The 9,279-nt window shown below is 62.1% G+C and carries 9 protein-coding genes; 4 read left to right on the top strand and 5 right to left on the bottom strand.

The features are described from left to right. Positions 1-172: 172 nt before the first annotated feature. Positions 173-772: a Yip1 family protein gene (locus ACNFCJ_RS19220; protein WP_099523316.1), complete on the bottom strand. Its 600-nt coding sequence runs from the start codon at positions 770-772 to the stop codon at positions 173-175. Between the two features lie 166 nt (positions 773-938). Then, positions 939-1,532: a DNA-J related domain-containing protein gene (locus tag ACNFCJ_RS19215; RefSeq protein ID WP_416773090.1), complete on the bottom strand. Its 594-nt coding sequence runs from the start codon at positions 1,530-1,532 to the stop codon at positions 939-941. Between the two features lie 101 nt (positions 1,533-1,633). On the opposite strand from ACNFCJ_RS19215, the gene ttcA reads away from it, so the two are divergent. From ttcA to ACNFCJ_RS19195, 4 genes are all read left to right on the top strand, one after another. After that, the gene (gene ttcA, locus ACNFCJ_RS19210; protein ID WP_099523313.1) at positions 1,634-2,458 is read left to right on the top strand and encodes a tRNA 2-thiocytidine(32) synthetase TtcA; all 825 of its coding nucleotides are present in this window, start codon (positions 1,634-1,636) and stop codon (positions 2,456-2,458) included. 119 nt (positions 2,459-2,577) lie between these two features. Continuing rightward, complete coding sequence (locus tag ACNFCJ_RS19205; RefSeq protein WP_416773088.1) at positions 2,578-2,709, top strand: hypothetical protein; 132 nt, start codon at positions 2,578-2,580, stop codon at positions 2,707-2,709. Between the two features lie 263 nt (positions 2,710-2,972). Next, positions 2,973-4,031: a 3-deoxy-7-phosphoheptulonate synthase gene (locus ACNFCJ_RS19200; RefSeq protein WP_416773086.1), complete on the top strand. Its 1,059-nt coding sequence runs from the start codon at positions 2,973-2,975 to the stop codon at positions 4,029-4,031. A 130-nt stretch (positions 4,032-4,161) separates the two neighbouring features. Then, the gene (locus ACNFCJ_RS19195) at positions 4,162-4,833 is read left to right on the top strand and encodes a DNA-3-methyladenine glycosylase I (RefSeq protein WP_143505338.1); all 672 of its coding nucleotides are present in this window, start codon (positions 4,162-4,164) and stop codon (positions 4,831-4,833) included. Here ACNFCJ_RS19195 and ACNFCJ_RS19190 read toward each other — a convergent pair. From ACNFCJ_RS19190 to ACNFCJ_RS19180, 3 genes are all read right to left on the bottom strand, one after another. Then, positions 4,823-5,074 (bottom strand): YheU family protein, encoded by a 252-nt coding sequence (locus ACNFCJ_RS19190; RefSeq protein WP_037000031.1) that lies wholly within the window; start codon positions 5,072-5,074, stop codon positions 4,823-4,825. The genes ACNFCJ_RS19195 and ACNFCJ_RS19190 overlap by 11 nt on opposite strands. A gap of 63 nt (positions 5,075-5,137) precedes the next feature. Beyond that, positions 5,138-7,888 carry a 7TM diverse intracellular signaling domain-containing protein gene (locus ACNFCJ_RS19185; RefSeq protein ID WP_416773084.1) on the bottom strand — a complete coding sequence of 917 codons (2,751 nt, stop codon included), beginning with the start codon at positions 7,886-7,888 and terminating at the stop codon, positions 5,138-5,140. Positions 7,889-8,046: 158 nt separating this feature from the next. Then, positions 8,047-9,246, bottom strand: a complete 1,200-nt coding sequence (locus ACNFCJ_RS19180) for an osmoprotectant NAGGN system M42 family peptidase (RefSeq protein ID WP_106735543.1) — start codon at positions 9,244-9,246, stop codon at positions 8,047-8,049. Positions 9,247-9,279: the final 33 nt, after the last annotated feature.

Below are 9,279 nucleotides of genomic sequence, written 5' to 3'. Positions count from 1 at the left end.
TCGGGGCACGCCGCATGATCGAGCTGCTGACCTGAGCGCTGCACTTTGCATCATTGCACCAGTAAAAACACAAACGCCCCGAATCAATCGGGGCGTTTGTATTGAACCGGTCAGTTCAGAACGTTTTCACACAGTCTGCGAGGGCGGCCTGTGGGTTTGTCACTATCGGCTGTCAGCTTGTGTAGACCGGGCCGACGCCCATGCCCCAGAGAATGACCGAGCTGGCTATCATCGCTACCAGCACGACCAAGCCGACCGCCAGTACAGAGCTGGAGAACATGAAGCCTTCATCTTCAGGAATGTTCATGAACGTCGGTATGCCGACATAGAGCAGATAAACCGTGTAGCAGATCGCGACCGTGCCCACGACCATGCCCAGCCACAGATGCGGATAGAGCGCTGCGAGACCTCCGATGAACAGTGGGGTGGCGGTGTAAGCCGCGAATACGATGCACTGGGTTAGGCTGGGATTGGCGTCGTAGGTGCGTGCCATCCAGTGGATGAATGCGCCCATCACGGCTACCCCGGCGAGCATCGCCAGGTAGGACATGATGGTCATCACCATCGCACTGCCTTCGGTAAGCATTACTGGTGCTCGGTCACCAATCGCCCAGCCAACCTGGGTAGTGCCGATGTAAGCTGAAATAGCGGGAATTGCTGCAAGAATCAGCACATGGGTCAGGTACATGTGGCTGATTGATTCTTCCTCGCCACGGATTTCTTGCCATTCTTGATCGGGATGGGTGAAGAGCCCCCAAACGTGGTGGATCATGCCAGACACCTCCTTTTCTTATGACAGTCGCCCCCCGGCGGAGGCCCGGCGCGCATGGACAGCGTTACCAGGTATCAGGCCAAATCGTTGCGACCTTATGTCGCAGTATAGACAGAGCCTGGAGCCGTCGTGATGCCTGGCTTTAGAGCAAATCGCTCTCTAGAAGTCAGTGGTAATAGCGCTCAAGAATTTCCATAGCCAGGTTTATCGACTGCAGCCGCTCTGTGCTGCCGCCTCGGTCCGGATGATGCTCGCTGACCATTTGTCGGTAGCGCAGCTTGATTCTTGGCAGGTCGAGTGTCCGTTCATTGGCCAGTTCGAACAACTCGAGTGCAGCCTGCTTCTCTTCGCCGCCTTGCATGCGCGTCCAGAAGCTGGTCAGCAAGCGCTCGACGTCGCGTTCGTCGGTGCTCTGCAGGTTGCTCATGTCCAAGTAGTAGTCACGCAGGGCGTCGCGTTCACTGAGCGCCGCACTGCCTGACTGATAGGGCAGCAGACGTATACACAGCGGGCTGATCTGCAGCAGGTGACTCTTTTTCTGCCATAGCTGCTCGCGCAGGCGATAAAGCGCGTTGAACAGCAGGAAATGAGTGCGAAACAGCACCAGCTTGTCGGCCAGGGGCAGATTGGGGACATGACCGCTGTGGCGATCTTTCAGTTGCTGGATCAGGGTGTATTCGGCAATGCCATCCGGTGCTGCCTGCAGCAGTTGCAGTACCTGCTCGGCGAGGTCCAGATCGGGGTCGAGGTCGTCGTTCATCGGCCGAGCCTAGCATTTAGTTGTCGGTGGGGTGGGGGCGCGGCGCCATTGTGCGTAAAATGTCGCGCTTTCGTTCCCACTCCCTCGGATTTCGACGCACCATGGGCACCCTTTCGGTCAACCAGAACAAACTGCAGAAGCGAATTCGCCGCCTGGCCGGCGAAGCCATCACCGACTTCAACATGATCGAGGATGGCGACAAGGTGATGGTCTGCCTGTCCGGCGGCAAAGACAGCTACACCATGCTCGACGTGCTGCTGTATCTGCAGAAGGTGGCGCCGATCAAGTTCGAGATCGTCGCGGTAAACATGGATCAGAAGCAGCCCGGCTTCCCCGAGCACGTGTTGCCGGCCTATCTGGAATCCGTTGGCGTGCCGTACCACATCATCGAGAAGGACACCTACTCGGTGGTCAAGGAGAAGATTCCCGAGGGCAAGACCACCTGCTCGCTGTGCTCGCGCCTGCGTCGCGGCACGCTGTACACCTATGCCGATGAGATCGGCGCGACCAAGATGGCGCTGGGGCACCACCGCGACGACATCCTGGAAACCTTCTTCCTCAACATGTTCTACGGCGGCACGCTCAAGGCCATGCCACCCAAGCTGCTGTCCGACGACGGCCGCAACGTGGTGATCCGCCCGCTGGCCTACTGCGCCGAGGCCGATATCGAGGCCTACAGCCAGCTCAAGGAGTTCCCCATCATCCCGTGCAACCTCTGCGGCTCGCAGGAGAACCTGCAGCGCCAGGTGGTCAAGGAGATGCTGCAGGAGTGGGAGCGCAAGAGCCCGGGTCGGGTCGAGATCATGTTCCGCGCCCTGCAGAACGTGCACCCCTCGCAACTGGCCGACCGCAACCTGTTCGACTTCAAGAGCCTGAAGATCGACGACAGCGCCACGCCGCGCTTTCTCGATGTGATGAGCCTGTAAACCATCGCGGCTAAAGCCCCTCCCACAGGCAATTCGATCCGTGGGAGGGGCTTTAGCCGCGACGCTTGCCAGGCCGTAAAGGCCTGGAGTATGGTTCAGCCATCGTTTTGGAGAATTCCATGTCCGCCAGCCTCAACCTCCTGTCCATGCTGCAAGCCGGTGCCTCGCGCGCCGCGTTGGCGCGTGCGCAGTCGGTCGCGGCTGCCGCGTATTACTTCTTTGGGTATTGGTTTAGCCACAGGCGCGCCTGATACCCCACAGGCGGCCTGAGACACCAGGGTCGCCACCAGAGACGTTTTCCACAAAACCCCCGGTCGGCAACCCGACCGGGGGTTTTGTTTTTTCCGGCCGAAAAACGGCCACAGATCGAGGACTCACAGATGAACCGTTATTACCGTAACTACCGCTACGACTGGCGATTTAGCAGCGTCACCACCGCCCTGACACCTTTGCCACGAACACTCAGTTAGCGCCGCCGCGGCATCGACCGCGCCGGCCAAGGAACCGCCAGATCATGAACAGCTCCGCTCAACTCGCTTCCTCCGTCACCACCATCGCCCGCCGCAGCGCCCAGCCGCTGCCCAGCCCCGCCGTACTGCGTCAACGCCTGCCGTTGCCTGCCGCGCTTGCCGATACCATTGCCGCCGACCGTGACGCCATCCGCGCCGTGCTCGACGGTCGCGACTCACGTCTGCTGGTGGTGGTCGGCCCCTGTTCCCTGCATGACCGTAGCAGCGCCCTCGAATACGCCGAGCGCCTGGCCGAACTGACGCCGCAGGTCGACGACCAACTGTTGCTGGTGATGCGCGCCTATGTGGAGAAACCGCGCACCACAGTAGGCTGGAAGGGGCTGCTGTACGACCCGCATCTGGATGGCAGTGGTGATATGGCCGAGGGTTTGCGGCAGTCCCGGCAGTTGATGCTGGATATCCTCGCTCGCGGCTTGCCGCTGGCCACCGAGCTGCTGCAACCTATGGCCGCCGGTTACTTCGACGACCTGCTCGGTTGGGCGGCTATCGGTGCGCGCACCAGCGAGTCGCAGGTGCATCGCGAGATGGTCAGCGGCCTGGATTTGCCGGTGGGCTTCAAGAACGGCACCGACGGCAGTGTCGGCATCGCCTGCGACGCCATGCGCTCGGCGGCGCACCCGCATCAGCACTTCGGCATCGATGACCTCGGCCATCCGGCCCTGCTGCATACCGCGGGCAACCCCGACACCCATCTGGTGCTGCGCGGTGGCCACGGCGCACCGAACCATGATGCCGTCAGCGTCGCCGCTGCGCGGCAGGCACTTGAGCGCCAGGGCATCGCGCCGCGCATTCTGGTCGATTGCAGTCACGCCAACAGCGGCAAGGATCCGTTGCGTCAACCGGCGGTGCTGGAAAGCGTGATCGACCAGCGCCTGGCTGGCGATGACAGCCTGCGCGGGGTGATGCTGGAGAGCCACCTGTTCGACGGCTGCCAGGCGCTTGCCGGCGAGTTGCGTTACGGCGTATCGATCACCGATGGCTGCCTGGGCTGGAGCGGCACCGAGGCTGCGTTGCGCCGGGCTGCCGAGCGTTTGCGTGGGTAGGGCGGGTGCAAGCCGCCGGTTCGAGATTGGCGGGTTTCACCCGCCCTACGTGAGCGTCATCGTTGTGGGACTTGAGTGTTCAACGCGCTGCGTGCAGGCTCTGTCATCCGTTTTATGAAGGATTCGATTCATGCGTGATTACAAGTGGCTGCACGAGTTTTGCCTCAATCGCTTCGGCTCGGCGAAGGCACTGGAGGCCATGCTGCCGCAGCCGCGTAGCGATGCCGAACTGCGGGCGCTGAGTGATGACCGTTATCTGTCGCTGATCAGCCTGCGCATCTTCCGCGCCGGTCTCAAGCACAGTCTGGTGGACGCCAAATGGCCGGCCTTCGAGGAGGTTTTCTTTGGCTTCGACCCGGAAAAGGTGGTGCTGATGGGCGCCGAGCGCCTGGAGAACCTGATGCAGGATGCGCGGTTGATTCGCCACCTGGGCAAGCTGAAAAGTGTGCCGCGCAACGCCCAGTTCATCCTCGATGTGCGTCGTGAAAAAGGCAGCTTTGGCACCCTGATCGCCGATTGGCCGGTGACCGACATCGTCGGCCTGTGGAAATACCTGGCCAAGCATGGCAGTCAGCTTGGCGGCCTGTCGGCGCCGCGTTTTCTGCGGATGGTGGGCAAGGACACCTTCATTCCCACCGATGACATGGTCGCCGCGCTGAAAGCGCAGGACGTGATCGACAAGGCGCCGACCAGCTTGAAAGACCTGGCCGCGGTGCAGGCGGCGTTCAACCAGTGGCAGGCCGAAAGCGGCCGACCTCTGTGTCAGCTATCGGTGATGCTGGCGCATACGGTCAATCACTGAGCGATTGCTGCAGGGCCTCCAGCCATTCCTTGGGCACGTCACGCTTCATCGCCAACTGGCATTGCTGGCTGTCGGGGTCGAAGACTATCACTGCTTCGCCCTTGTCCAGGGCACGACGTACGCGTTGCACGCGGGTCTCCAGCGGGGTTTCATCGCCGTTGTCGGTGCCGTCACGGGTGACGAAGTCTTCGATCAGGGCGGTGAGGGTGTCGGCTTGCAGCAGGTCAGCGGGGATCAGCACAGCGAGTGGCTCCAGTTATTGGAGCCCATGATAGAGCCACAAGGCTCCATGCTGCGAGCTTCCTCAGTGCATCGTGCCGGGCCGCTTGAGGTGATGCTCCAGCGTGCTGTAGAGCAGGGCGCTATCCAGCGGTTTGCCGAGGAAATCATCCATGCCAGCGTCCAGACCGTGCTGACGGTGTTCCTCGAGGATATGCGCGGTCAGTGCGATGATGGGGACGGCAGCGAGTTGCCGGTCGCGTTCGAGCCGGCGGATCTGCCGTGTGGCTTCGAAGCCGTCCATCACCGGCATCTCGCAATCCATCAGGATCAAGTGCACGGCTGCCGGGTCGCGAGCGTATTCGTCCACCGCCGCCTGGCCGTCGACTACCAGGCGCACGCTGTAGCCACGTTTCTTCAAAAAGCCCTGAACCACCAGCTGGTTCACCGGGTTGTCCTCTGCCACCAGAATGCAGGGGGCTTCGCTGTTGTCGCTGCGTATTTCTCTGACCAACTGATGTACCTGTGCTCTGGGTTCTTCATACAGCCCGTTCAAGGCCTGGCGCAGCGCTTTGATTGCCACGGGTTGGGCCAGGTGTTGCAGGCGCAGACCGTGGCTCGCCGGCAGATGTTGGCAGGCCTCGGGCGGGCAGACCAGCAGCACGCGCTGTTGCGCCTGCAGCTTGGGTCGGAGCGAGTCGAGCCAGTGGTTGACACCACCTGGCCAGGGCGCCATCAGCACCAGCAATGGCGGCGCAGCGAAATCCTCCAGATAGTCCTGCAGGCGCTCTGGCGTCTGGCAGCGCTCGGTACGCATGCCCCAGCGCCCGAGCAGACGGCTCATGGCATCCAGGCCCAGGCCATCGAGAGAGGCGAGCAGAGCGGTGCGTCCGGTCAGCAGGCGGCTGAGCTCGTCGGGGGGTTCCTGTTCGGCCAGTAGCGGTATGTCGAACGCGAAGCGGGTGCCCTGGCCCAGGGTGCTCTGCACTTCGATTCTACCGCCCATCATCTCCACCAGCTCTTTGCTGATGGCCAGGCCCAGGCCACTGCCGCCATAGCGGCGAGTAGTGCTGGAGTCGCCCTGAGCGAAAGATTCGAACAATTGCGCCAGTGCCTGCTCACTGATACCGATGCCACTGTCGCTGACGGCGAACACCAGATGCGGCTGGCCACGGCTGTCGCTGCGGCGGCTGACGCTGACCGCCACATGGCCTTCGGCAGTGAACTTGAGGGCGTTGCTGAGCAGGTTCATCAACACCTGTTTAAGCCGCGTCGGATCACCCTGAATGCGCCGGGGTACGCCGTTTTCCAGGCTGACGTAGAGGCGCAGGCGTTTGTCCAGCGCCTGGCCGGTGAACAGGCTGAGCGTCTCGGAAATCATGTCTTCCAGGTCGAACTCGATCTGCTCCAGGCTGAGCTTGCCGGACTCGATGCGGGCGTAGTCGAGGATGTCGTTGATAACCGCCATCAACGAGCTGCCGGAGCTGGAAATGGTGTCAACGTAGAAGCGCTGGCTGCGATCCAGCGGTGTTTCGCGCAGCAGTTGCAACATGCCCAGCACGCCGTTGAGTGGCGTGCGAATTTCGTGGCTCATCTTGGCCAGGAAGCGACTCTTGGCCTGGTTCTCGAAGGCGGCTTGTTCGGCCGCACGGCGCGACTGGAAGCCTTCTTCCTTGAGCAGGTTGATGCGGTCGGCAAGGCCGATGGACAGGGTGATCAGCTCGATGGTCACGCCGATCTTCACCACCGTGGCGCCGAACACGCCAAACACTTCCAGGCCCAGCGAGCCGGTGGTGGCCTGGATAAAGGCGAACAGCAGAACGGCCCAGGCCAGGGTGTAGTAGGAGCCGTAGCGCACGCCGCGACGCCAGGCGTACAGGCCGGTCAGCAGCAGGATCAGCGAGACCAGCGAAACGGTCAGGCTGGCGAGGATGTTCCACGCAGTGAAACCGATCAGCGGCACCGAAACCAGGCAGCCGATGCAGGCCAGCATGAGCAGGCGCAGGCCGGTATCCAGGCGCGGGAAATACTGGCGTGCATGCAGGAAATGACGGCTGAACTGGATGGCCGTGAGGCAGTGCGCGTACATCAGGATGTAGATGCTGACCGATTGAAAGGCCACGTCCTCGGGCAGCAGCTTGAACAGCATGCCGTCGAAGCACGCCGCGAGCAGGCCGACGTTGAGGTTGTAGGCCAGGTACCAGAGGTAGGCCGATTCACGCAGCGACAGGTAGAGGAACAGGTTGTAGCAGAACATGGCGAACAGCACGCCGTAGAACGCGCCGTTGAAGCCCATCAGGTTTTCCTGCGCGGCTGCGCTGGCGCCATAGGTGGCGAAGAACAGCGGCACGAACACCGTACTGGTGGTTTCCACGCGGATCAGCAATGTACTGACCCCGGGCTCCAGCTGCATGGGAAACCAGAAATTGCGAACCTGCACCGGCCGCTGGGAGAAGGCGAAAGTGTCGCCGCTTTCCTGTTCCAGGCGGCTGCCATCCGGGTCGATCAGGTGCACCTGCAGATGATCGAGCAACGGATAGTTGACTTCGAGATAGCCGCCCAGCTCATGGTTCAGGGCGTTGACCAGGCGAACCTTGAACCACCACACCGATGCGTTCTTGCCGAGGTTGGCATGTTCACCGCCCAGGGCCTTGAAGGCGTCATCATCCAGCGCCTGCACCTGCTCGATGCTCAGGGTGCCGTTTATGTCTTCGTAATAACCGGTGTAAGGGCCCAAGGATAGGCGCAGGTCGTCGCTGTCGAGCGACGCAGGCGTAAGCGCCCAACTGGGGCAGGCGAGCCAGAGCAACAGCAAGGCCAGAAAGACGCGAGGCATCCGTGAACCTCAGAAGGCCAGGAAAATGGCCGGGGTGTCATGTTCAACGTCGCTTGGCGACGGCCATAAGGTTGGCCACTGACTGCAGGCCAGAAAAAGGGGAGCTGATGCTCCCCCTGTCGTTCTGTGTGTCACTTTGCCTTTATGCACTCAAGCCTTCAAGCGTCCCGATCATGTTGGCCAACCAGGCTGTCCACCGGCGGCACTCGGGTATCGCTTTCCATCTGCGCGTCATGCTCCAGTTGATGGCTGAAGCGCTCCAGCGAGCCCTGTGCCGGTTGCGCATCGCTGGCGAACACCGGTGGGCTCATCATGTAGGCGGTGAGCAGGCGGCTGAGGGCCTTGAGGCTGTCGATATGGGTGCGTTCATAGCCGTGAGTCGCGTCGCAGCCGAAGGCCAGCAGCGCCGTGCGGATGTCATGGCCAGCGGTGACTGCCGATTGCGCGTCGCTGTGGTAGTAGCGGAACAGGTCGCGGCGTACCGGTACGTCCTGTTCGGCTGCCAGGCGCAGCAACTGACGTGACAGGTGATAGTCGTAGGGGCCGCCGGAGTCCTGCATGGCCACGCTGACGGCGTGCTCGCTGGACTGCTGGCCCGGCGCGACCGGGGCGATGTCGATGCCGACGAACTCGCTGACATCCCAGGGCAGCGCGGCAGCAGCGCCGGAGCCGACCTCTTCGGTGATGGTGAACAGCGGATGGCAGTCGATCATCGGTTGCAGGCCGTGATCACGAATCGCCTTGAGTGACGCCAGCAGGGCGGCGACGCCGGCCTTGTCATCAAGGTGGCGGGCACTGATATGACCGCTCTCGGAAAACTCCGGGAGCGGATCGAAGGCGACGAAATCACCGACGCAAACGCCCAAGGAATCGCAATCAGCGCGGGTGGCGCAGTAGGCGTCCAGGCGCAGCTCGACGTGATCCCAGCTTACCGGCATGGTATCGACGGCGGTGTTGAAGGCGTGCCCCGAGGCCATCAGTGGCAGCACACTGCCGCGAATCACGCCGTTATCGGTGAACAGGCTGACACGGCTGCCTTCGGCGAAGCGGCTCGACCAGCAGCCCACTGGGGCCAGGCCCAGGCGGCCGTTGTCCTTGATTTCGCGGACGATGGCGCCAATGGTGTCCAAGTGTACGGACACGGCACGGTCGAAACGCTCGTACTCGCTCTGGCGTCCGCGCAGGGTGGCGCGAATGGTGCCGCGGCGGGTCAGCTCGAAGGGGATTTCCAGCTCTTCGAGACGTTCGGCGACGTAGCGCACGATGGTGTCTGTGAAACCGGTGGGGCTGGGGATGGCAAGCATCTCCAGCAGCACCTTCTGCATGTAGTCAAGATCGGGTTCGGGTAGTTGTTGCATGCAAGCTCCTCGGCATTCGGGTTTCCCCTCTCC

It is taken from the genome of Pseudomonas sp. NY15364, assembly GCF_048068235.1.
Classification (GTDB): Bacteria; Pseudomonadota; Gammaproteobacteria; order Pseudomonadales; family Pseudomonadaceae; genus Aquipseudomonas; species Aquipseudomonas mendocina_D.
This window is presented reverse-complemented; position numbering and strand designations above follow the sequence as displayed.

Coding starts and splice junctions, on each gene's coding strand:
- ACNFCJ_RS19220 (WP_099523316.1), bottom strand. CDS start 772: ATGATCCACCACGTTTGGGGGCTCTTCACCCATCCCGATCAAGAATGG.
- ACNFCJ_RS19215 (WP_416773090.1), bottom strand. CDS start 1,532: ATGAACGACGACCTCGACCCCGATCTGGACCTCGCCGAGCAGGTACTG.
- ttcA (WP_099523313.1), top strand. CDS start 1,634: ATGGGCACCCTTTCGGTCAACCAGAACAAACTGCAGAAGCGAATTCGC.
- ACNFCJ_RS19205 (WP_416773088.1), top strand. CDS start 2,578: ATGTCCGCCAGCCTCAACCTCCTGTCCATGCTGCAAGCCGGTGCCTCG.
- ACNFCJ_RS19200 (WP_416773086.1), top strand. CDS start 2,973: ATGAACAGCTCCGCTCAACTCGCTTCCTCCGTCACCACCATCGCCCGC.
- ACNFCJ_RS19195 (WP_143505338.1), top strand. CDS start 4,162: ATGCGTGATTACAAGTGGCTGCACGAGTTTTGCCTCAATCGCTTCGGC.
- ACNFCJ_RS19185 (WP_416773084.1), bottom strand. CDS start 7,888: ATGCCTCGCGTCTTTCTGGCCTTGCTGTTGCTCTGGCTCGCCTGCCCC.
- ACNFCJ_RS19180 (WP_106735543.1), bottom strand. CDS start 9,246: ATGCAACAACTACCCGAACCCGATCTTGACTACATGCAGAAGGTGCTG.